Raw genomic sequence first — 21,692 nt, forward strand, 5'->3', positions numbered from 1 at the left:
GTGGGGCTCGATATCGACGGTACGGGTGATCACTGCCTCCGGGACGGCCTACAAGAGCCGCGCATGGTTCCGGGGCTTCGACGGTCGTCGCCGTCGTATGGAGCGTTGGGGTACCTCGCAAGCGGCGTCGCAGCGTGCGTTGGCCACCGCGTTGCAGGATGCCGCGACGGCGGGCGTGGGTCGGCTGACCGCGCGAGACACCTTGGACGAGGCGGTGCGGCAGTGGTTGGACGATCTGGAGCAGCTGGTGCGGATGGATCAGCGGTCACCGGGCACGGTGCAGACCTATCGGCGGCAGTGGAAGCGCAGTGTCTCTCCGGCCTTGGGCAATCTGCGGCTGGGTGAGGTGACCACGCCGGTCGTGGATCGCTTCCTGGTCGATCTGCACGAGCGGGTGGGGCCGGCGACCTCGCGCACGGCCCGTGCGGTGATCTCCGGCGCGATGGGCCGTGCGGTGCGTGAGGGCGCGATTCGCTTCAACCCCACTCGGGAGGTTCGCCGCCTGAGCACTGCTCCGCGTCGTCGGCCTCGGGCGCTGACCGAGCAGGAGCGGGCGGCATGGTTCCTCGCGGTGACCCGTGACCCACGTGCGGTCTCGCGTGACCTGCCGGACCTGTGCGCCTTCATGCTGGCCACGGGTCTGCGGCTCGGCGAGGTCGTCGCGGTCCTGTGGTCGGAGATCGACCTGGAGGAGGGTGCCGTGGACGTGACCTCGACATTGATCCGGGTGACCGGGCAGGGCGTCATCCGCAAGGCCACGAAGTCGTCCGCGGGGCAGCGCCGCCTCCCCCTTCCGCGGTGGTGCGTGGCGATGCTGCGGCGGCGTGCTGAGGTCGGGGTCGGCCCGGATGAGCCGGTCTTCGGCACGATCGACGGGGGCTTTCGTGAGCCGCGTACGGTCAGCCGCTGGCTTCACGAGGTCCGCGCGGACAGTGACCTGGAGTGGGTGACCTCGCACGCATGGCGCAAGACGACGGCGAGCATCCTCGACGGGTCGGGCGTGACCGCGCGGATCATCGCCGACCAGCTCGGCCACTCGCGGGTGTCGATGACCCAGGACGTCTACCTCGGGCGCGGCGAGCAGGATCCTCGGGTGCTCGCGGCGCTCGAAGCGGCGAACCCACGGCCCCCTTCGCTACCCCAAAGTGGAGGCCAAAGTGGAGGCTTGGACGACGTAGAGGGCGGTGACTGACGTGTCTGCCCTGCTCAGAGAGCTGGCGGGGGGACTCGAACCCCCAACCACCTGTTTACAAGACAGGTGCGCTGCCAATTGCGCCACGCCAGCGTGCCCGGCGGATGAAAACCGGGACCGCGGCATCGTAGCCCGCGGCCCCGGCCTTCACCGAGTCAGTCTCGTCAGAGGACGTGGCGGTTGAGGAAGCTCTGCAGGCGCGTGGTCGTCTGCGGCCCCCAGATGCCGTCGACGCTGGCGCCAACCTTGCGCTGCAGGGCGCTGGTCGTGATCGGGCCGATGACACTGTCGCGGTTGACGCCGAGCTTGCCCTGGAGGGCGGAGCGGTCGCGGGCGCTGAGGCGGCCGTCCTGCGGCTGTCCGACCCACTTCTGGATCGCGGCGTTGGTCTTCGGGCCACGGACGCCGTCCACGGCGAGCGCGCCGCTGACGGTGGTGCGGCCGGAGTCACGCGACGCGCGCTCCTGGCCGGTGTGCGGGTCGACCGCGAGGCCGTTGGCGACCGTCAGCCCGGCCCGCACCGAGCAGACCGGCCAGGCGCCCGGGCCCTGGACCTTGAGGACCTCCTGGGCGATCTCGATCTGCTGGCCCTTGGTGGCACGGTCAGCGGTGTAGGCGTACTTCTGCCCACCGAAGCCCTTCCACGTCTGGAAGGAGAACTGCAGGCCGCCGTAGTAGCCGTTGCCGGTGTTGATGCTCCAGTTGTTCGTCGACTCGCACTTGGCCACGCGATCCCAGACGGTCCCGGAAGCGCCTGCACCGCTGGCGACGACGACTCCTCCGGCCGCGAGCGCACCCACGGTCAGGGTGGCGCCGGTGATCTTCAGCCGACGGCCACGGCGCGACGCCGGCTGATCGGGGAAGTCGTTGGTGCTGAACATGGAAAGTCCCTTCAGGCAGAGCGCGGGCAGGGGTCCCGCACAGGTCCGTCAGCGACGCTAGAGACTCATGAGTCACACAAACAACAGTTGCCACATAAATACAGACTTGTAACTCCACTCGCAGGGGCTCACGGTCGCGGGGCGACCTGCGCCCCCGCGCACCCCCGCGCATCACACTCCACTCGCAGGGGCTCACGGTCGCGGGGCGACCTGCGCCCCCGCGCACCCCCGCGCATCACACTCCACTCGCAGGGGCTCACGGTCGCGGGGCGACCTGCGCCCCCGCGCACCCCCGCGCATCACACTCCACTCGCAGGGGCTCACGGTCGCGGGGCGACCTGCGCCCCCACGCACCCCCGCGCATCACACTCCACTCGCAGGGGCTCACGGTCGCGGGGCGACCTGCGCCCCCACGCACCCCCGCGCATCACACCGCCCGGACATGACGAAGGGGGCGCCGCACCCGTAGGTGCGACGCCCCCTTCGAGGGTGCTGAGTCAGGCTCAGTTGTTGTTGAGGTACGTCTGCAGCGCAGCGGTGGTCTTCGGACCCCAGATGCCGTCCTGCGTCGCACCAACGACACCCTGGAGGGCGCTGGTCGTGACCGGGCCGACGACGCCGTCCTGGGCGGTGCCGACCTTGGCCTGGAGGGCCTTGATGTCGCTGGAGCTCAGGTTGCTGTCGACGCTGCCGCCGACCCACTTCTCGACGGCGGCCTTGCTGTTCGGGCCGAAGATGCCGTCAACGGCGAGCCCACCGGAGCGGGCCTCGCTGCGGGAGGCGCCCTGGTCAGCGGAGCGCTCCTGCGTCTGCTGCGGAGCGGCGGGCTCGGGCGCCGGGGCCGGAGCCGACTCCTGCGTCGGGGCCGGAGCGGAGGAGCCGCCGGTCATGCCGTTGGCCGTGGTGAGGCCGGCCTTCTGCGAGCAGACGGGCCAAGCGCCGGGGCCCTGCGTCTGCAGGACCTTCTGCGCGATCTCGATCTGCTGGCCCTTGGTGGCCTGGTTCGCCTGCGCGGCGTACTTGCCGCCACCGAAGCCCTGCCAGGTCTGGGTGGTGAACTGGAGGCCACCGTAGAAACCGTTGCCGGTGTTGATGGACCAGTTGCCGCCGCTCTCACACTGTGCGACTGCGTCCCAGACGCCGCTGGACGTCGAGGCGCTCGCGGTGGAGGCGGAGGCGATGGAGCCGACGGCTGCGGTGGCACCTGCAACCGCGACACCGGCGATCCGCCGGCGGGTCGGGGAGGCGGCAACGGCCGTGACGTGCTTGGGGGAGTAGAACATGCTGGTGGGTTTTCCTTCCACGGAGTTCAGGGGGCTTCGTGGTGAAGCTGCCAGAAGGTCTGGCTCAATCGCGGACGTTGGAACGTTACCGTCCTGTGACCAAACAGGTCAAACCTCGTTACCAAGTAACGCTAGACGATCTCCCAGCCGTCGTCCGTGCGCCGGTCGCTCTCGGCCTCCACGGCCTGCTTCCTTCGCTGTGCCACCGGAGCGTCGAGAGGAGCAGCAAGCCTGTCTCCCAACGTCGCTCCCGTCGCGATCGCCATGATGACACCCAGGGACGAGAAGACCGAGACCAGCCCCCGCTCGAGGTCGTACCCGCCCGCGGAGCTGGTCAGGTGGTACAGGCCGACGAAGATCCCGAGACCGGGGTACAGGCCGAAGGACGCCGGCACGAAGAGCGTGATGGACGGGGAGTCCATGCGCAGCGCGATCAGCCGCGCGAAGAAGCCGATGACCACGGCAGCGATCCCGGTGGCCGTCACCCGGCCCAGGCCCGCGTGCGTGGAGGCCAGCGCGACGGTGACCCCGAGCGCGCACAACACGCCGGCGGGCGGGAGCATGCGTGGGTTGTTCTGCAGGGTGAGGGCACCGGCGAAGCCGATGAAGACCGCTCCGATGATGACGACCGGCACGGGGGCCTGGGCCCATGCGAGCTTGTCGATACCCGGAGGCGTGAAACCCAGCTCGAACGTGACGGCCAGCTGCAGGCTGATCCCCAGGCCACTGGCGACACCGATGATCAGACCCAGGGTGTGGAACATGACGGCGAACAGCCGTGCCGTACCGGTCACCGGGAACCCCGACAGCAGGTCCTCCGTGGCCGAGGTCAGGGTGCGTGAGGGCAGCAGCGCGACGATCCCACCGGCGACGACGAAGGCGAAGTCCACTCCATCGATCGGCCCGAACACGTAGGCGAGGAAGGCGATGACCGTGGCCAGGGCGCCACCCAGCGCCCCCAGGTAGAAGTCCGGCAGGTCGATCCGCGCGACCCACCCGGCGAGCATGATGATCAGCACACCCGAGAGCATCGCCAGGATCACCGCCGGGATGCTGGCGCCGAGGATGAGTGCGATGCCGCCGGCGACGCCCCCCTCGGCGAGGGCGACCACCCAACGCGACCACGTCCGCCGCGTGGAGCTGATCTCCTTGATCTTCGCGTCCGCGTGCTCGATGTCGACGTCCCCGGAGATCAGCTCGTCGACGAGAGCGTGCACGAGCGCGAGACGGGCGAAGTCCTGCCGTGGCTGGCGCACCACGCGCAGCCGAGAGATGGTCTGCCCCGATGGCGTGCGGCACTGCATGTGCAGGGACTGCATCGTCAGGTCGACGTCGAGGTCCTCCAGCCCCGCGGCGACGCCGACGGCGATCGCGGCGGTCTCGACACCACTGGTGCCGGAGCCACAGCGCAGCATCAGCTCGGCGACGCGCAGGGCGAGGTCGAGGGCATTCGTCGCGGCCTGCTCCTCCGCGACCGCGCGCGTGACTCGGGGGTCACGGTAGGGCGTGCCGCGAAGGGTGCCGCGCAGCGGGATCGTCTGGGTCGGCTCCTCGCCGCGCAGCAGCGGGCGCAACCGGGGGCGGTGCTCCCGCCGCGGTGTGGGCGCCGTCCTCTCCCGCTTCGGCTTGGACGTCGGCCGGGGCACCGGCTTCTCCCGGCCGGGCTTGTCCTTCAGCGGCTCGGGCCCCGGCTCCTGGCGTGGCCGCGGTACCGGCTCGGTCTTCACCGCGGGTCGGAAGCCCGTCCCCCGGCGCCGCTTGCCCACGGGCACGGCTATCGCCGTCTCCTCGGACGTGGCGGCGTCCGCGGCCGATGGCCCGGCAACGGGCGGCGCCTGCGGCGTCAGGTCGTCACGCGTGCTGTCCTGCGGGGGCGCGGAGTCGCCGGCGCTGCGACGTGGCCTCGGGGGTGGGGGTGGGACGGGCGTCATCATCGGGTGGGCAGCTGCTCCGGGCTCGGTAGGGGCGAGACGGGACCGGGCCACCACGAGATGTCGAGCGCACCGGCCACGAGGGCTCCGAGCACCCCGACGGCGAGGACGACGAGCACCGCGATGACCACGAGACGCACGACCGGGATGCCGGTCACGCTGCGGGCGAGGCTGCGGCTACCGCGGCGCAGGCTGGGCCCCCCCGGCCCCCACCACCCCACGAGCAGTGCGAGCAGCCCGCCGACGGCCAGTGGCAGCGTCGACTCCAGCCGCACGCCGAGTCCGTCGAGGGCGCTCTGCCCCAACGCGGCCGCGAGCAGTCCCGCGGCACCGACGGCCAGGGGCAGTAGTGCCGTCACCACTGCCTGGAGGGCGGCGACGAACAGGTGCCAGGGACTGGCCAGCGCGGCGACGACGCCGTCGCTGCGGCGACGTCCGGCAACATGGCGTCGCCGCACGGTGCCCGTCATCGACTTGTCGACGGTGCGCGCCAGCCACGACCAGACGAGGGCAGCTCCCAGACCCACCCACGGAGCGGCGGCGAACAGCGCGACGCACGCGGCCAGCAGGGCCGCGAGCACATCGGAGCGCCGCGGTCTGCTGATGCGCGGGTCGCCCGGTCGACCGGGATCGGTCCCGGCCGAGCCGGGCCAAGGGTTGTAGGCCTGCTGGGGCGCACCCATCGGGGCCGGAGCAGGAGGAAGGGGGTTCGGGTCACGCCAGTCGCCCTGACCCCACGGGGAGGGCGGCTCGACCGGCTGGACCGGCACAGCCGCGGGCGCCATCACACTCGTCGAGCTCTGCTCGAGGGTGCGGGTGCGCTGCGGCAGGACCTCGGTCACCGGACGGCCGTTGGCCCAGGCATCGAGTCCGGTGAGCACCTCCTGCGAGTCCGGTCGGCGGGAGGCGTCCGGGTCGAAGCAGGCGTACAGCAGTGGGGCCAGCCCGGGGTCGACGTCGCGCAGGTCCGCGTCACCACGGCACACCCGGGCGAGGACGGCCTCCATCCCGCCCCGGCCGAAGGGGGGTCGCCCGGTCGCCGCGAAGACGAGGGTGGCCGCCCACCCCCACCAGTCCGTGGCAGCGGTGACGTCACCCCCTTCGACCAGCTCGGGCGAGAGGTAGCCGGGGGTGCCCATGACCAGCCCGGTCATCGTCATCCGCGAGCCCTCCGCCACGTGGGCGATGCCGAAGTCGATGACGACCGGGTCGCCGTCGAGCATGAGGACGTTGCCGGGCTTGAGATCGCGGTGGATCACACCCACGCCGTGGATCGCGCGCAGGGCGTCGACGAGGCCACGCGCGAGGGAGAGCAGCGCCTGCGGATCGAGCGGGCCCTCGTCGCGCACGAGCTGGTCGAGACTCGGACCGGGGACGTACCGGGTGACGATGTAGGGGCGCTCGCCCTCGAGGTCCGCGTCGAAGACCGGGGCGATCCGGTCCGAGCGCACGCGGGCGAGCGTGTCGACCTCTCTCGCCAGCCGGGACCGGGCGTCCTCGTCGTGGGCCACGTGCGGGCGCAGCACCTTGACCGCGACTGCGCGTCCGCGCTCGTCGAGCGCCAGGTGGACGATGCCCATGCCGCCCTGCCCGAGCTCCTGCAGCACGCGGTAGCGACCGATGGTCTCGAAGTGCGACACCGTGGCCTCACCACGCTCCCGTGGGGACGGTTCGTCCCCGAGCACCTGTGTCGTCATGACACCAGCCTAGAAGGCCGTGCATGGATGATTGCGGAGAAATGCCTGTGTGGTGGCTGAGACCTGCAGTCACTGGGTGATGTAGGCCTCCAGGTGGTCCCGCTCGGCGGACAGGTCGCGGATGCGGTGCTTGACGACATCACCGATGCTGACGATGGCCACGAGCGTGTCCTCCTCCACGACCGGGACGTGGCGGATGCGCCGCGCGGTCATCCGGGCGGCGAGGTCGCTCACCTCGTCCTGGGTGGTGCAGGTGTGCACATCGGCGGTCATGATCGCACTGACCGGCTCGTCGAGGACCGCGGGGCCGGCGCTGTGCAGGCGGCGGACGACGTCGCGCTCGGAGACGATGCCGTCGACGGCACCGTCCCCACCGGAGACGACGACGGCCCCGATGCCGTGGTCGGCGAGGAGCGTGATGAGGGTGGCGACCGTGTCGTCCGGGGCGATCGTGACGACATCAGAGCCCTTGTTGCGCAGAACATCCGAGATCTTCATGTACTGACGGTAGTGCTCCCGGCACCCCAGCGGAAGGGCAGCGCCATATGGTGGGAGGACTGTCGACCCAGGAGGTGCAGTTCTTCGTGGCTACCCAGCGCGTGTTCGATCTGGTCATCGCCGCCAATCGACTCCCCGTGGACCGGGTCGTCGGCGCCGACGGAACCTCGCAGTGGCACCGTTCCCCCGGGGGCCTGGTCACCGCGATGGACTCGGTGATGCGTCACCGCGAGGGCGCCTGGGTGGGCTGGGCCGGCGAGACCGGCGAGGCCCCCGCCCCCTTCGAGGAGGGCGGGATGTGGTTGCACCCCGTGGCCCTGTCGGACGAGGAGCGCGAGACCTACTACGAGGGTTTCAGCAACGACACGCTGTGGCCGATCTATCACGACGTCATCGTCCCGGCACACTTCCACCGCGAGTGGTGGCGTTCCTACCGCACGGTCAACGAGCGCTTCGCCGACGCCGTGTGCCAGGTGGCGGCGCAGGGCGCCAAGGTGTGGATCCACGACTACCAGCTCCAGCTCGTGCCCGCGATGGTCCGCGAGCGCCGCCCCGACGTGCGGATCGGCTGGTTCAACCACATCCCCTTCCCACCCGTCGAGCTGTTCGCCCAGCTCCCGTGGCGCTCGCGCATCCTCGAGGGCCTCCTCGGCGCCGACTACCTCGGCTTCCAGCGCACCCCCGACGCGCAGAACTTCCTGCGCGCCTGCCGCCAGCTCGACGGCCGCACGACGAAGGGGGACCTGGTCACCACGCAGGACCCGGACGGCACGAGCCGACGGGTCCGCGCCTCCGCCGTCCCCATCAGCGTCGACCACCAGGGCCTGGAGGAGCTCGCCCGCACCGAGTCGGTGCAGGAGCGCGCCAAGGAGATCCGCGCCTCCCTCGGAGACCCTGAGGTGGTCATGCTCGGCGTCGACCGTCTCGACTACACCAAGGGCATCCGTCACCGTCTCAAGGCCTACGAGGAGCTGCTCGCCGACGGCACGATCTCCTCACCGAAGGTGACCTTCGTGCAGGTGGCCACCCCGAGCCGGGAGCGCGTCGAGGCCTACAAGCGTCTGCGCACCGAGGTGGAGACGGTCGTGGGCCACATCAACGGCGCCTACTCCGCCATCGGCGCACCGGCCGTGCACTACCTCCACCAGAGCTACCCACGAGCGGAGATGGCCGCGCTCTTCCAGGCGGCCGACATCATGCTCGTCACCCCCCTTCGCGACGGGATGAACCTCGTGGCCAAGGAGTACGTCACCTGCCGCCACGACGACGGTGGCGCGCTCGTGCTCAGCGAGTTCACCGGGGCCTGGCACGAGCTGCGGCAGGCCTTCGTGTGCAACCCGCACGACATCGAGGGCCTGAAGCAGGTCATGTTGCGCGTGATGTCACTGCCGGCCAAGGACAAGCGCCGGGCCATGCGCGCGCTGCGCCGGCGGGTCGCCGACAACGACGTGCAGCGGTGGGCCGACACCTTCCTGGCCAACCTCGAGACGGCGCCGGAGCGGCCCTCCCGTGCCACGACGAAGGGGGCGTGAGTGCGCCCCGGGATCAGCGAAGCCATCGCGAGGGTCGCCGCGCGTCCCCGACTGCTCGTGGCCACGGACTTTGACGGGGTCCTCGCCCCCTTCGTCCTCGATCCGTTGGACGCCCGACCGCAACCCGGCACGATCGAGACGATCACCACGTTGTCCGCAGCCGCGGACACGTGGACCGCGGTCGTCTCCGGGCGCGACCTCGCCACCCTCACCGACCTCACCGGTCTCGGCGGGTCCGCGACGACGCTCATCGGCAGCCACGGCGCGGAGACCAGTCGCACCCGTCAGCGGCCCAGCAGCCACCAGTACGACGCCCGCCTGGCTGCGCTGCGTGCCTATGTCGAGCCCACCGTCGCCGCACGTGACGCGCGGATCCGCTTGGAGCACAAGCCGACCGCGCTCGTGATGCACACCCGCGAGCTGCCCGCGGACGCGGTCCGCATCGCCGAGGAGGTCGCCACCGAGGCCGCCCGGATCTCCGGCGTCCACCTGCTCACCGGCAAGGGCGTGCACGAGCTGAGCGTGGTGGACGCGGACAAGGGCACCGCCCTGCGGGCCCTGGCCGGTGACCTCCGCGTCGACGCGGTCGTCTACCTCGGCGACGACGTCACCGACGAGCACGTCTTCACGGTGCTCGGCCAGCAGGATCTGTCCATCAAGGTCGGGCCCGGCGAGACCGCTGCCCGGGCCCGCCTCGACGACTGCACCGAGGTCCCGGCGGTCCTCACCGCCCTCGCCGCCGCCCGGACCGACTGAGGAGGACAGACGTGCCCCTGGACATCTCCGCCGCACGTCCCGACCCGGCACTGCTCGACCTCCCGTGGTCACTCCCCCTGCAGGAGTGGCCCACTGACCTCCTCGCGGCCCTCCCCCGTGGCATCTCCCGGCACGTCGTACGTTTCGCCCACCTCTCCGGCGGCATCGTCGCGGTCAAGGAGATCAAGGCCGAGCTCGCGCGCGGGGAGTACCAGATGCTGCGCACGCTGCAGCGCCTCGACCTGCCGTGCGTGGAGCCGCTCGCCGTCGTCTCGGGGCGCAGCGACGCCGACGGTCACCCGCTGGACGCGTGCTTGGTCACCCGCCACCTGCAGTTCTCCCTGCCCTACCGCGCCCTGTTCAGCCAGCACCTGCGTGCGGACACCACGACCCGGCTCGCCGACGCCCTCGCCGTGCTGCTCACCCGGCTGCACCTGGCCGGCTTCTTCTGGGGTGACGTGTCCCTGTCCAACACGCTCTTCCGGCGCGACGCGGGCGCGTTCTCCGCCTACCTCGTCGACGCCGAGACCGGTGAGCTGCACGACACGCTGAGCACCGGGCAGCGCGAGCACGACCTCGACCTCGCCCAGGTCAACATCGCCGGGGAGATGATGGACCTCGCCGCAGCCGGCCTGCTCCCCGAGGGACTCGACCCCATCGCGGTCGCGCACGAGATCATCGAGCGCTACCGGGCGCTGTGGCAGGAGCTGACCGGGGACGAGTGGTTCGAGGCCGGGGAGCGGTGGCGGGTGGACGAGCGGATCCGCCGGTTGAACTCCCTGGGCTTCGACGTCGACGAGCTGGCCATCACCACCGACCTCGACGGTACCCACGTGCACATCGAGCCCAAGGTCGTCGATGCCGGGCACCACAGCCGCCGGTTGCTGCGCCTGACCGGGCTCGACGTCGAGGAGAACCAGGCCCGTCGCCTGCTCAACGACCTCGACTCCTACCGGGCGGCGACCGACCGGCAGGGTGACGACGAGTCGATCGTCGCCCACGACTGGCTCGCCCACATCTACCAACCGACGACGCGTGCGGTCCCGCGTGAGATGCGCGGCAAGCTCGAGCCGGCCGAGGTCTTCCACGAGATCCTCGAGCACCGGTGGTACATGGCCGAGCGGGCCGGCCACGACATCCCCATCGAGGACGCGCTCGCCGACTACCTCCGGGAGGTCCTGCCCGGCAAGCCCGACGAACGCGCCGTGCTGGGGACGGACACCCAGGAGCAGCACGTGATCAACCAGGAGGACGTGTGACGCAGCCACCACCGCAGGCCACGCCGGAGTCGATGGCGCGGGTCCACCCACGACGCGGCAGCGTCGCCGGGCTCGCCGACCGGGCCGTACCCGCCCTCATCGACTTCGGCCTGGCCGCGCTCGCCTTCGCGCTCCCCTTCGGCATCGGCATCGGCCTCGTCGCGCTCGGCGCCCCCGACGGCTACGCGTGCGGGCCGGCGGGCACGGACACGTGCAACGTCCCCGACAGCGGGCATCCCCTAGTCATTCTCGTGGGTGCCCTGATGTTCCTGGTGGCCATGGTCAGCATGGTCGGATTCGTCCTCTTCAACCGCGTGTGGCGTGTGGTGCGCACCGGTGCGAGCCTGGGCAAGAAGTTTGCCGATCTGCGCGTCGTCGACGCCGCCACCGGGGCCGACCCGGGGCTCGTGCAGACGTGCTTCCGCGAGCTGATCCTGCACGCCGCCGGGCCCTTGTCCCTCATTTCCCTGCTGCTCGACCCCTCCGGCCGCAGCTTGGGGGACGTGGCCGGTCGGACCCACGTCATCCACGACGTCGGACGGTCAGGGCGATGACGAAGGGGAGGGGCACCCGCATGGGTGACCCTCCCCTTCGAGGCTCCTGCGTCGCACCTCAGGACAACGTCTTCACCTCGTGACCCGGGTGGTCAGACCCGCTTGTGGGCCCGGAACCAGGCCGTGGAGTCCTTCTGCCAGAGGAAGAACGTCGCCGCCGCACCGGCGATCAGGACCAGGAGGCTGATGACGAGCGTCAGCGCCTGCGTGGGCTGCGCCAGGCTGATGAGGAAGGAGATGATGTAGAACGCGAAGAGCACCGTCGCCACGACGCGCGCCCAGCTCTTGCCCTTGCCGTTGAGCCAGGCCATGAGCACCCACAGGATGACCCCGACCACACCCACGAAGACGCTGAACCCGATCCCCAGGGCCACCGCCGCGTCGACCGTGTTGTCGGTGTAGGAGACTCCCTGCCGGTCCAGCTCCTCCCTGACCTGCGCGCGCATGTCACCCATCCCCACGAACGAGGTCAGGATCGTGATCAGCTGCAGCACGGCACCGGCCCACATCGCGTACTTGGCGCGGACGATCGACGGAGGCGCCGTCGTCATCACCGGGCCCGATCCTCCCGGGGCCGCGAACTCGGGCGCCGGCTGGAATCCGGACGCCTCGCCGCCGTCGGAGGGTGGGGGTGGAGGCATGGCTGACATCGAGAATCCCTTCTGGCATGGCGAGGACCCCTGCGACCCCCGCTCTGCCCCAACCCCATCATGCGAGGTGTGTTCGGGCAATTACGCCTCGGCGTTGCGCAGACGGGCGATCTCGTAGAGCGTCACGCTGGTCGCGATGCCGGCGTTGAGGGACTCCACGGCGCTGCTCATCGGGACCGAGACGATCTGGTCGCACGTCTCGCGCACCAGGCGCGTCAGGCCCTTGCCCTCCGAGCCGACGACCACCACGAGCGGCGAGGTCGCCAGGCCCAGACCGGGCAGCTCGACGTCCCCGTCCATGTCGAGCCCGACGACGAAGAAACCGGCCTTGCGGTAGTCCTCGAGCGCACGGGTGAGGTTCGCGGCCTGCGCTACCGGCAGGCGCGCGGCAGCACCGGCGGAGGTCTTCCATGCCGACGCGGTCATGCCGGCGCTGCGCCGCTGCGGGACGACGACCCCGTGGCCACCGAAGGCGGCCGTGGAACGCACGATCGCACCCAGGTTGCGCGGGTCGGTGATCGAGTCGAGCGCGACGACGAGTGGGACGCCCGGCAGTGAGGAGTCGATGAAGTCCTTCGGGTGCGCGTACTCGTACGGCGGCACCTTGATCGCGATGCCCTGGTGCACGGCGCCGTCGGTGAGTCGGTCCAGCTCCTGGCGCGACGCCTCCAGGATCGGGGTCCCGGCGGCGACGGCCATCTGCAGCGTCTCCTTGACCCGGTCGTCGCTCTCGATGCGGTGCGCGACGTACATCGTCGTCACCGGCAGCTGCGAGCGCAGGGCCTCCAGGACGGAGTTGCGCCCGGCGACGACCTCGGTGGAGGCGGACTTCTTGCGGGGAGGCTTCGCGGGGCGCTTCTGCTCCGTCTTGGGCTTGTACGCCTTGTGGTTCGGGCGTTCGCTCGCCTTGGGCGTCGGTCCCTTGCCCTCGAGGCTCTTGCGGCGCTGGCCGCCCGTGCCGACCTGCATGCCCTTCTTCGACCCGGACCGGCGCACGGCACCACGTCGCTGACTGTTGCCCGCCATCAGTACTCCTTCTTCAGGCTCCACCGGGCGCCGCCCGGTGTGTCCTCGACGGTGATCCCGGCCCCGACGAGGCCGTCGCGGATCCGGTCCGCGGTCTCGAAGTCGCGCGCGGCGCGGGCATCCGCGCGCGCGTCGACCTGCAGGCGCACGAGGGCGTCGAGGGCCTCGTGCAGCTCCTCCTCGCGGCTGCCGTTGGCGCCGCCCCAGGTGGCCGACAACGGGTTGATCCCGAGGACGTCGGTCATCGCCAGGACCGTGGCGGCGATCTCCGCGGCCTCGCCCCGGCTCCCTTCGTCCAGCGCGGTGTTGCCCTTGCGGACGGTCTCGTGGATCACGGCCAGTGCGCCGGCGACACCGAGGTCGTCGTCCATCGACTCGGCGAACTCCTCGGGGATCTCCACCTGCGGATCGGCCTCGACGACCGGCCGGCCGGGCAGCGCCCGCCGCAGGAAGCCGGCAATGCGCTCGACTGCGGAGCCCGCCTCGTCGAGCGAACCGTGGTGGTACTCGATCATCGAGCGGTAGTGCGCGGCGGTGAGGAAGTAGCGCACGGTCAGCGGGTCGTGGTCACGCACCAGGTGCTGGACCTCGAGGGCGTTGCCGAGGGACTTGCCCATCTTCTCGCCCTTGACGGTCACCCAGCCGTTGTGCAGCCAGTGGTTGGCGAAGTCGAGCCCGGCCGCCCGGGACTGGGCCTGCTCGTTCTCGTGGTGCGGGAAGCGCAGGTCGATGCCGCCACCGTGGATGTCGAAGGTGTCACCGAGGTACTTGCGGGACATCGCGGAGCACTCCAGGTGCCAGCCGGGACGACCCTCGCCGTAGGGCGTCGGCCAGTTGGCGCTGGCCGGCTCGTCGGCCTTGCGTCCCTTCCACAGGGCGAAGTCGCGCGGGTCGCGCTTGCCCCGCGGGTCCGCGTCGTCGGCGGCGACCATGTCGTCGAGGCCCTGGTTGCTCAGCTCGCCGTAGTCGGGCCAGCTGCGCACGTCGAAGTAGACGTCGCCGCTGCCGTCCTGCGCGGGGTAGGCGTGCCCGCGCTCGATGAGGGTGTCGATCAGGGTGACCATCTCGGGGATGTGCCCGGTGGCGCGCGGCTCGTACGTCGCCGGGAGCACGCCGAGCAGGTCGAGCGCCTCGGTGGTGTAGCGCTCGTTGCGGTAGCTGAGGGCGAACCAGTCCTCGCCGCTCTCGGCCGCCTTGCGCAGGATCTTGTCGTCGATGTCGGTGACGTTGCGCACGAGGGAGACGTCGTAGTCGTGCCCGCGCACGAGCCAGCGCCGCAGCACGTCGAAGGCCACGGCGAAACGCAGGTGGCCGATGTGCGGGGCGCCCTGGGTCGTCAGCCCACAGATGTACATCCCCACCCGACCGGGGGTGACGGGGACGAAGTCCCGCTGGGTGCGTGTGGCGGAGTCGAACAGTTGCAGGGTCACGCGCTCAAGGCTAACCGGCGGGTCGGGTTAAGTTGGAGCCGTGATGGAAGAGATGCCCCAGTGGTTCACGCTGAGCCTCCTGGCGGCGCTCCTGATCGTGACCGTGGTCGTGAGGTTCTTCATCGCCGAGCCGTTGGACGGGTGGCTGGTCCCGCGGGCTCGGGGGCGGCGCGGTGGGGCGGCCGCGCGCACGGCTGTCCTGCACCTCGGGCTGTGCGTCTGGTTGGCCGGCTTCACGGCCGCGGCCGCCGCGGTCCGGGACCTGGCCGGTCCGACGACGTGGGCGGCGGGCGCGCTGACGCTGGTCGCGGTGCTGCCGGCCGCGCCGGTCACCGCCCACTTCCTCCCCTCCAGCGCGGGCTCCCTCCCTCGCGCGGGTCTGACCGCCGCGGGTATGACGAAGGGAGAGGCCCATGCCACGCGCTGGGTGGGCCTCCCCTTCGCCGTCATCGAAGTGGTGCTCGGGCTCGCCGGTGGGTTCCTGGCGCTCGCCCCCTGACGGGGTCTACGCCCCCTCGGGGCGCTCCCATCCCGGCTCGCGGGCGGCCTCCGCGGCGATGGTGGTGTCGTCGCCGTGGCCGGTGTGCACGACGGTCTCGTGGGGCAGCGTCAGCAGCTTCTCCCGGATCGAGGTGACGATGCGGTCGTAGTCGCTGTACGAGCGGCCCCCCGTCGCTCCCGGCCCGCCGTTGAAGAGCGTGTCCCCGGAGAAGACGACGCCGAGCTCGGGCGCGTGCAGGCAGCACCCGCCGGGCGCGTGGCCGGGCGTGTGCAGCACGTGCAGCTCGGTCCCGGCAACGGTGATGACCTGACCGTGGGCGAGCGCGCCGTCGGGCGCACGGTCCGGGTAGGTCATCCGCCACAGCGGGGCGTCGTCCGGGTGCACCCAGATCGGCGCCTGCTTGGCGTCGGCGACGTCGGCGGCGGCATTGACGTGGTCGTTGTGCGCGTGCGTGCACACGACCGCGAGCAGGGTGCGCTCCCCGATCGCCTCGAGGATCGGGGCGGACTGGTGACCGGCGTCCAGGACGATGCACTCGTGGTCGTCACCGACGATCCAGACGTTGTTGTCCACCTCCCAGGAACCACCGTCGAGCTCGAAGGTGCCCGAGGTGATGACCTTGTCGATGCGGGCGGCCATCAGAGGATCACCACCGAGCGCAGCACCTCACCGGAGTGGATCTTCTCGAACGCCGCCTCGACATCGCCCAGACCGATCCGCTCGGTGATGAAGGCGTCGAGGTCAAAACGCCCCTGCCGGTAGAGGTCGACGAGCATCGGGAAGTCGCGGCTGGGCAGGCAGTCTCCGTACCAGCTGGACTTCAGGGCGCCCCCACGGCCGAACATCTCGATCATCGGCAGGGTGACCTCCTTCTCGGGGGTGGGCACCCCGACGAGGACGAGGGTGCCGGCGAGGTCGCGGGCGTAGAAGGCCTGCTCGTAGGTCTGCGGCAGGCCGACCGCCTCGACGACGACGTCCGCACCGAAGCCGCCGGTCAGCTCACGGATGCGCTCCACGGTGTCCTCGCTGCTCGCGTCGACGGTGTGCGTCGCGCCGAAGGTCTTCGCGGCCTCGAGCTTCTTCGGGTCGAGGTCGACGGCGATGATCGTCGTGGCCCCGGCGATGTGCGCACCGGCGATGGCCGCGTTGCCGACGCCGCCGCAGCCGATGACGGCGATCGAGTCGCCGCGGGTGACGCCGCCGGTGTTGACCGCTGCCCCGTAGCCGGCCATGACACCGCAGCCGAGCAGGCCCACGGCCGCCGCGTCGGCATCGCCGTCGACCTTCGTGCACTGGCCGGCCGCGACGAGGGTCTTCTCGGCGAAGGCACCGATGCCCAGCGCCGGCGTCAACTCGGTGCCGTCGGTCAGGGTCATGGCCTGCGTCGCGTTGTGGGTGTCGAAGCAGTACTGCGGCCGGCCCTTGGCGCAGGCGCGGCACTGGCCGCACACGGCGCGCCAGTTGAGGATGACGAAGTCACCGGGGGCGACGTCGGTGACGCCCTCGCCCACGGCCTCGACGGTGCCGGCGGCCTCGTGGCCGAGGAGGAAGGGGAACTCGTCGTTGATCCCGCCCTCGCGGTAGTGCAGGTCGGTGTGGCAGACCCCGCAGGTCTGCACTGTGACGACGGCCTCGCCCGGCCCCGGGTCGGGGACGACGATGTCGACGAGCTCGACCTCGGCCCCCTTCGAGCGGGCGATGACTGCCTTGACGGTCTGCGACACGACGCGACTCCCTTCGCTGATGGGGATGACCCCTGTGGTGAGGCCTCCATCCTGACCCACGAGCGAAGGGGGGAACACCCTGGCAGCACGAGTCGGCGCTCGGGCGGCCGTCGGGGCGCGCGACGTCGGTCTTTCCACGCAGGCAAGTCACCTATTCTGGGGCCATGCCACGCCCGCTCTTCGACCCGGTGGTGCACCAGCCGCACCGGCTGCAGATCTGCGCGATCCTCGCACCGACCCGCGGGCTGCCCTTCGCCCGGATCCGCGACGAGGTCGACCTGTCGGACTCGGCGTTGAGCAAGCACCTGAGCAGCCTCGAGGGTGAGGGGTACGTGGTCCTCTCCCGACAGACGGTCGACGCTCGACGTTCGACCCGGGTGGAACTCACCGAGCAGGGCCGAGAAGCCCTCTGCGGACACGTCTCCGAGCTGCAGCGGCTGGCACGTCTCGCATCACCACGGGTGCGCCTGCCTTCGCAGCGGGAACCGAGGACGCCGGGATAGCCTCAAATGCATGGCCGTCCTCGTCGTCCAACACCAGAAGACCTGCCCGCCCGGTCGTGTGGGCGTTTGGCTCACCGAGGCGGGCGTCGAGCTCGACGTCCGCCACCCGTATGCCGGGGACGTCCTGCCGCACGACCTCGCCGGCCACGACGGACTGCTCGTCCTCGGCGGACAGATGGGGTTCGCGGACGACGAGGTCGCCCCGTGGCTGCCCACCACGCGTGGGCTGATCCGCACGGCGGCGAAGGGATCGCTCCCCACCCTGGGCATCTGCCTGGGACACCAGCTGGCCGCCTCGGCGCTGGGCGGGACGGTCGGGCGCAACCCCCGGGGCCGCACCCTGGGCATGTTCTCGGTGCTCGGCTCCGAGGGTCTGTCCACCGACCCCGTCCTCGACGCTGCCGATGCCGCTCCCGTGGTGCAGTGGAACGACGACATCGTCACCGAACTACCCTCCCGCGCAACGGCTCTCGCGACCAATGAGCACGGGGACCTACTGCTCGCCCGACTCGCACCCACCGTGTGGGGCGTGCAGGGCCACCCCGAGGCCGACCACACGATCGTCTCCGACTGGGCGAGCAAGGACGCGGACACCCACGAGCTGGCCGACGTCGACGTCCCCGCGGTCCTGGCCGAGATCGAGGGTGCCGGACCCGCCGTCGAGGCTGCGTGGCGCCCGGTGGCGGCCGCCTTCGCTGCGCTGTTGCAACGGTGACCGCCTGTCGGCACGACCACTGTCTGTTCATGACTCCCACGAGCGGCATGTTCGGCATTTTCTGACATCGTCTTGGGCAGCGGCCCTGACTAGCGTGCGAGCATGTCCTCATCTCGACGGCTGACCGTCCACGACCTCTTCAACGCGGTGCTCGACCGCGGGACCTTCGAGTCGTGGGACGAGCCCATTGACATCAGTGGCCACCCCGAGGACTATCAGGCGTCACTGCGCCGTGCAGCTGAGCGCGCTGGTACCGACGAGTCGGTCCTGACCGGCAGCGCCCGGGTCCGCGGCAGGCGGTTGGCCGTCATCGCCAACGAGTTCTCCTTCCTGGGGGGCTCCATCGGCGCGGCTGCCGCTGATCGGATCACCCGGGCCGTCGAGCGCGCCACGGCGGAGGGGCTGCCACTGGTGGCCTCCACCTCCTCCAGTGGCACCCGGATGCAGGAGGGCACGCCGGCCTTCGTGCACATGATCCGCATCTCGCGCGCCCTCGTGGCCCACAAGGCGGCCGGCCTGCCGTACCTGGTCCACCTGCGCCACCCCACCACTGGCGGCGTCCTGGCCTCCTGGGGCTCACTCGGCCACATCACGGTCGCCGAGCCGGAGGCGCTGGTCGCCTTCCTCGGACCGAAGGTGTACGAGCTCCTCGAAGGCACACCCTTCCCCCCGGGGGTCCAGGTGAGCGAGAACCTCGTCAAGCACGGAGTCATCGACGCCGTCGTCCCGACGCAGGATCTTGCCGAGGTCCTGGACCGCACACTCGCACTCCTGCTCGACCCGGCCACCACCTCATCCCGTCAGGAGCGGCAGGTCCCCCCGCAGCAGCGCCGAACGCCCTGGGAGTCGATCGAGATCACCCGCCACGGACAGCGAGCCGGGGTGCGCGACCTCCTGCGACACGGCAGCGACGCCACCGTGCGACTGCAGGGCACGGACGAGGGCGAGAACGACACCGCGATGATGATGGCGGTCGCCCGCATCGACGGCATGCCCTGCGTCCTCGTCGGACAGGACCGGACGCGCCAGTCCCCGACGACACCGATGGGCCCGGCCGCCCTGCGCGAGGCGCGCCGCGGCATGCACTTGGCGAACCAGCTGCGGCTTCCCCTCGTGTCCGTCATCGACACGCCCGGCGCCGAGCTGTCCCCGCAGGCCGAGCAGGGTGCGGTTGCCGGGGAGATCGCGCGGTGCATCGCAGAGATGAGTTCGCTGACCGTCCCCAGCGTGTCCGTCCTGATCGGGCAGGGCTGCGGCGGAGGAGCGCTGGCTTTGCTGCCCGCAGACCGCACGATCGCTGCCGAGAACGCGTGGCTGTCGCCCTTGCCCCCGGAAGGTGCCAGCGCGATCATGTACGGCGACGTGGAGCACGCACCGCTGATGGTCGAGCAGCAGCAGGTCTCGGCCTTCGACCTCCTGGCCGACGGCACCGTCAGCCACCTCGTCGCGGAGCCCGACGGCGACACCCCCGAGGCCTTCGCCGACGCCATGGCCGCGTCGATCGGCGCCCGGCTGCGCGAGCTCCTCGCAGGCTGACCGGCGAAGAACTCAGACTGAGCGCACGACCTGCAGCAGCTCGTCGAAGGCTGCCACCGAGTGCCCCTCCACCATCCCGTCCAGGTGGGGCCGGGCAGCCACGATCCCGCTCTGCACCGGCGCGTAGCCGGGCTTGCCCTGGTGCGGGTTGGCCCAGACCACCGCGTGCGCCAGACGTCGCAGCCGGGCGACCTGCTCCCCGAGCAGCTCCGCCCCGCCGCGCTCCCACCCGTCACTGGCGATCACCACGACCGCGCCGCGCACGATCCCCCGCTGCCCCCAGCGGTCCACGAAGGCCTGCAGCGCCTCGCCCAGCCGCGTCCCTCCCGACCAGTCCGGCACCATCGAGCCGACCTCGGAGAGAACCACGTCCGGGTCGTGGTGGCGCATGGCCGGCGTGACCCGGGTCAGGCGCGTACCCAAGGTGAAGGCCTCGGTCGTCCTCGGCGCTGCCGACACCGCCCGGTGGGCCAACCGCAGCAGGCTGTCGGCGTACGGCTTCATCGATCCGGAGACATCGATCAGCAGCACCACCCGACGGGGGCGGTCACGACGCCGACGATGTCGCAGCGGCCCCGGCTCACCACCCCGCCGCAGCTGCTCACGGACCGTTCGGGGAATGTCGATGTCACCGCGGGAGGAGACGTACCGGCGCCGTGACCGACGCACCGGGCCCCGGGCGTCCAGCCCCTCGAGCAGAGCATTCAGGCGCTGCCGCTCGCCAGGGCTCAGTTCAGCAACGTCCCGGTGCCGCAGCTGCTCCACCGACGAGGCCATCGCGGCGACCACGTCCTCCTCCGACTCCTGCTGACCACCCTGCGGATCGGCGTCGAGGGGCGCGACACTCACCTGCTCCGCAGTGGTGGTGGGCAGTTGCCTCGCGTCCACCAGCTCGGCGGCGAACCACCTGGCGAAGACACGGTCGTAGATGGGGATGTCCTCCGGCTCGTCGCACAACGTCGCCCGGCCGGCCCAGTAGACGTCCTCACGCCGTGTGACATCGAGGTGCTCGACCGCCTCGATGAAGTCCTTCGCCCGGTGGGCCTGGACTCCTGCGGCGCGCAACGCCCCCGTGAAGCCGACGAGCCCGGCTATCGGGTCAGCGACCGGCTCGGGCTCCGGTGCCACGCGGGCTCACCCGCCGACGAGCTCGGGCAGCAGGGAACGCACCCGATCGGTGTCCTCGCGGTACTTGCACAGCGCGCCGATGGTGGCCGAGGCCGACGCCAGGTCGACATCGGTGCGTCCGAGCTCGTGCAGGGCCCGGACCCAGTCCAGGGTCTCGGCGACGCCGGGCGGCTTCATCAGGACCCCTTCGTGGCGCAGTCGTTGCGCGATGCGCACCACCCGGTCGGTCAGCGCCGCACTCGCCTGAGGCAACCGCGCCCGCACGATCGCGGTCTCCCGCTCGATGTCGGGGTGCTCGAGCCAGTGGTAGAGGCACCGCCGCCGCAACGCGTCGTGCAGGTCCCGGGTCCGGTTGGAGGTGAGGATGACGATGGGTGGCTCGACGGCCCGCACCGTGCCCAGCTCCGGGATGGAGACCTGGTAGGTCGAGAGCACTTCGAGCAGGAAGGCCTCGAACTCGTCGTCGGCACGGTCGATCTCGTCCACCAGCAGCACGGCCGGGCTCTCCCGCAGGGCGCGCAGGACCGGGCGGGACATGAGGAACCGGTCGTCGAAGAGTGACTCCTCGACGGCCTTGGGGTCCACGGCACCACCGGTGGCCTCCAGGGTGCGCAGATGGAGGATCTGGCGGGTGAAGTCCCAGTCGTAGAGCGCTTGGCTGGCGTCGATGCCCTCGTAGCACTGGAGGCGGATCAGGGGCAGCTCGAAGGACTCGGCCAGGGCCTCGGCGAGCGCGGTCTTGCCGGTGCCGGGCTCGCCCTCGAGCAGCAGCGGACGCTGCATCGCCATGGCGAGGTGGGCGACGGTGGCCAGTCCGTCGTCGGCGAGGTACCCGACCTCCCCGAGCCGGGACCGCAACCCTTCAACGCTGTCGAGACTGCTCATGACGTCACCA

Annotated in this window: 21 protein-coding genes and 1 tRNA gene; 9 read left to right on the top strand and 13 right to left on the bottom strand. The window is 71.0% G+C overall.

Annotation, left to right across the window (positions count from 1 at the left end; genetic code table 11):
• Window positions 1-25: 25 nt before the first annotated feature.
• Window positions 26-1,192 (top strand): tyrosine-type recombinase/integrase, encoded by a 1,167-nt coding sequence (locus tag BJY20_RS16425; protein ID WP_185990761.1) that lies wholly within the window; start codon window positions 26-28, stop codon window positions 1,190-1,192.
• A 20-nt stretch (window positions 1,193-1,212) separates the two neighbouring features.
• Here BJY20_RS16425 and BJY20_RS06425 read toward each other — a convergent pair.
• The 6 genes from BJY20_RS06425 to BJY20_RS06450 all read right to left on the bottom strand — a co-directional run bounded on the left by BJY20_RS06425 (window position 1,213) and on the right by BJY20_RS06450 (window position 7,482).
• Window positions 1,213-1,285, bottom strand: a tRNA-Thr gene (locus BJY20_RS06425).
• A 71-nt stretch (window positions 1,286-1,356) separates the two neighbouring features.
• Window positions 1,357-2,073, bottom strand: a complete 717-nt coding sequence (locus BJY20_RS06430) for a transglycosylase family protein (protein ID WP_185990762.1) — start codon at window positions 2,071-2,073, stop codon at window positions 1,357-1,359.
• Between the two features lie 503 nt (window positions 2,074-2,576).
• The gene (locus BJY20_RS06435) at window positions 2,577-3,356 is read right to left on the bottom strand and encodes a transglycosylase family protein (RefSeq protein ID WP_185990763.1); all 780 of its coding nucleotides are present in this window, start codon (window positions 3,354-3,356) and stop codon (window positions 2,577-2,579) included.
• A 131-nt stretch (window positions 3,357-3,487) separates the two neighbouring features.
• On the bottom strand, window positions 3,488-5,290 hold the full coding sequence (locus tag BJY20_RS06440; RefSeq protein ID WP_185990764.1) for a threonine/serine exporter family protein: 1,803 nt from the start codon (window positions 5,288-5,290) through the stop codon (window positions 3,488-3,490).
• The gene (locus BJY20_RS06445) at window positions 5,287-6,984 is read right to left on the bottom strand and encodes a serine/threonine-protein kinase (protein WP_185990765.1); all 1,698 of its coding nucleotides are present in this window, start codon (window positions 6,982-6,984) and stop codon (window positions 5,287-5,289) included. The genes BJY20_RS06440 and BJY20_RS06445 overlap by 4 nt, the downstream gene beginning before the upstream one ends.
• Before the next feature lie 69 nt (window positions 6,985-7,053).
• Window positions 7,054-7,482, bottom strand: a complete 429-nt coding sequence (locus tag BJY20_RS06450) for a CBS domain-containing protein (RefSeq protein ID WP_185990766.1) — start codon at window positions 7,480-7,482, stop codon at window positions 7,054-7,056.
• A gap of 47 nt (window positions 7,483-7,529) precedes the next feature.
• On the opposite strand from BJY20_RS06450, the gene BJY20_RS06455 reads away from it, so the two are divergent.
• The 4 genes from BJY20_RS06455 to BJY20_RS06470 are packed head-to-tail and all read left to right on the top strand — an operon-like array spanning window position 7,530 to window position 11,583.
• Complete coding sequence (locus BJY20_RS06455) at window positions 7,530-9,014, top strand: alpha,alpha-trehalose-phosphate synthase (UDP-forming) (RefSeq protein WP_185990767.1); 1,485 nt, start codon at window positions 7,530-7,532, stop codon at window positions 9,012-9,014.
• The gene (gene otsB / locus BJY20_RS06460) at window positions 9,015-9,770 is read left to right on the top strand and encodes a trehalose-phosphatase (protein ID WP_185990768.1); all 756 of its coding nucleotides are present in this window, start codon (window positions 9,015-9,017) and stop codon (window positions 9,768-9,770) included. It begins immediately after the preceding gene.
• 11 nt (window positions 9,771-9,781) lie between these two features.
• Entirely contained in the window at window positions 9,782-11,029 is a 1,248-nt protein-coding gene (locus tag BJY20_RS06465) for a DUF4032 domain-containing protein (RefSeq protein WP_185990769.1), read from the top strand.
• Complete coding sequence (locus tag BJY20_RS06470; RefSeq protein WP_185990770.1) at window positions 11,026-11,583, top strand: RDD family protein; 558 nt, start codon at window positions 11,026-11,028, stop codon at window positions 11,581-11,583. The genes BJY20_RS06465 and BJY20_RS06470 overlap by 4 nt, the downstream gene beginning before the upstream one ends.
• Window positions 11,584-11,675: 92 nt before the next feature.
• On the opposite strand, the gene BJY20_RS06475 is transcribed toward BJY20_RS06470, so the two are convergent.
• From BJY20_RS06475 to cysS, 3 genes are all read right to left on the bottom strand, one after another.
• Window positions 11,676-12,233, bottom strand: coding sequence for a hypothetical protein (locus BJY20_RS06475; protein ID WP_185990771.1), 558 nt, complete (start codon window positions 12,231-12,233; stop codon window positions 11,676-11,678).
• Between the two features lie 81 nt (window positions 12,234-12,314).
• Window positions 12,315-13,259, bottom strand: coding sequence for a 23S rRNA (guanosine(2251)-2'-O)-methyltransferase RlmB (gene rlmB, locus BJY20_RS06480; RefSeq protein WP_185990772.1), 945 nt, complete (start codon window positions 13,257-13,259; stop codon window positions 12,315-12,317).
• Window positions 13,259-14,689 carry a cysteine--tRNA ligase gene (gene cysS / locus BJY20_RS06485; protein WP_185990773.1) on the bottom strand — a complete coding sequence of 477 codons (1,431 nt, stop codon included), beginning with the start codon at window positions 14,687-14,689 and terminating at the stop codon, window positions 13,259-13,261. The genes rlmB and cysS overlap by 1 nt, the downstream gene beginning before the upstream one ends.
• Before the next feature lie 43 nt (window positions 14,690-14,732).
• On the opposite strand from cysS, the gene BJY20_RS06490 reads away from it, so the two are divergent.
• Entirely contained in the window at window positions 14,733-15,188 is a 456-nt protein-coding gene (locus tag BJY20_RS06490; RefSeq protein ID WP_185990774.1) for a hypothetical protein, read from the top strand.
• A gap of 6 nt (window positions 15,189-15,194) precedes the next feature.
• Here BJY20_RS06490 and BJY20_RS06495 read toward each other — a convergent pair whose 3' ends face one another.
• Both BJY20_RS06495 and BJY20_RS06500 read right to left on the bottom strand, forming a co-directional pair.
• Window positions 15,195-15,830 (bottom strand): MBL fold metallo-hydrolase, encoded by a 636-nt coding sequence (locus BJY20_RS06495; protein ID WP_185990775.1) that lies wholly within the window; start codon window positions 15,828-15,830, stop codon window positions 15,195-15,197.
• Entirely contained in the window at window positions 15,830-16,915 is a 1,086-nt protein-coding gene (locus BJY20_RS06500; RefSeq protein ID WP_185990776.1) for an S-(hydroxymethyl)mycothiol dehydrogenase, read from the bottom strand. Before BJY20_RS06500 ends, BJY20_RS06495 begins: the two co-directional genes overlap by 1 nt.
• A 164-nt stretch (window positions 16,916-17,079) precedes the next feature.
• On the opposite strand from BJY20_RS06500, the gene BJY20_RS06505 reads away from it, so the two are divergent.
• The 3 genes from BJY20_RS06505 to BJY20_RS06515 all read left to right on the top strand — a co-directional run bounded on the left by BJY20_RS06505 (window position 17,080) and on the right by BJY20_RS06515 (window position 19,669).
• Complete coding sequence (locus BJY20_RS06505) at window positions 17,080-17,418, top strand: transcriptional regulator (RefSeq protein ID WP_185990777.1); 339 nt, start codon at window positions 17,080-17,082, stop codon at window positions 17,416-17,418.
• 10 nt (window positions 17,419-17,428) lie between these two features.
• Window positions 17,429-18,133, top strand: coding sequence for a type 1 glutamine amidotransferase (locus tag BJY20_RS06510; RefSeq protein WP_185990778.1), 705 nt, complete (start codon window positions 17,429-17,431; stop codon window positions 18,131-18,133).
• Between the two features lie 102 nt (window positions 18,134-18,235).
• Window positions 18,236-19,669: a carboxyl transferase domain-containing protein gene (locus BJY20_RS06515; RefSeq protein ID WP_185990779.1), complete on the top strand. Its 1,434-nt coding sequence runs from the start codon at window positions 18,236-18,238 to the stop codon at window positions 19,667-19,669.
• A 12-nt stretch (window positions 19,670-19,681) separates the two neighbouring features.
• Here BJY20_RS06515 and BJY20_RS06520 read toward each other — a convergent pair whose 3' ends face one another.
• Together BJY20_RS06520 and BJY20_RS06525 are read right to left on the bottom strand one after the other, a co-directional pair.
• Complete coding sequence (locus tag BJY20_RS06520) at window positions 19,682-20,797, bottom strand: VWA domain-containing protein (RefSeq protein ID WP_185990780.1); 1,116 nt, start codon at window positions 20,795-20,797, stop codon at window positions 19,682-19,684.
• 6 nt (window positions 20,798-20,803) lie between these two features.
• Window positions 20,804-21,682 carry an AAA family ATPase gene (locus tag BJY20_RS06525; RefSeq protein WP_185990781.1) on the bottom strand — a complete coding sequence of 293 codons (879 nt, stop codon included), beginning with the start codon at window positions 21,680-21,682 and terminating at the stop codon, window positions 20,804-20,806.
• Window positions 21,683-21,692 lie beyond the last annotated feature (10 nt).

The sequence above is a fragment of the Janibacter cremeus genome (assembly GCF_013409205.1).
Taxonomy (GTDB): domain Bacteria; phylum Actinomycetota; class Actinomycetes; order Actinomycetales; family Dermatophilaceae; genus Janibacter; species Janibacter cremeus.